General features: G+C 39.8%; 1 protein-coding gene. It reads left to right on the forward strand.

What is annotated here, in order from left to right; translation table 11 throughout:
• Positions 1-142: 142 nt before the first annotated feature.
• Positions 143-515 (forward strand): DnaJ domain-containing protein (locus ACS8FD_RS24660; protein ID WP_439277781.1); only part of this gene is annotated, 373 nt, incomplete at its 3' end.

Genomic DNA, 515 nt, shown 5'->3' on the forward strand with positions numbered 1-515 from the left:
TATTACTCTTAATATTTATATAACGGTCTTTGCTTCTTTTATTGTTATCATCATCGTTAAGTGACATCAAAATTTCATACCATATTATTTAAAATTGGCATACCAATATCATCAACATGCTTTTGTTTTAAGGAACTACCACATGGCAGAAAAAAGCTACTATGACATTTTAGGGGTCAAAAAAGACGCCTCAGACGCTGATATCAAAAAAAAATACCGTAAGCTTGTACGTCAATTTCATCCCGATGTGAGTGATGATCCAGATGCTGATAATAAAATTGCTGAAATCAATAACGCCTATGAGACGCTTAGGGATAAAGACAAACGTAGCGAATATGACGCTATGTTAGACAATCCATTCGCTGGTCAAGGCGGTGCTGGAGGTTTCGGCGGTTTTGGTGGTCAATCAGCTAGCGGCGGGCAAGGCGGCTTTCGCTGGGAAGATATCAAAGATCAGTTTGGCGATGGTGAAGCTTTTGGTGGTGGCGGATTTCGCTTCGACGATATATTTTCAG

The organism is Psychrobacter sp. 1U2 (assembly GCF_051847575.1).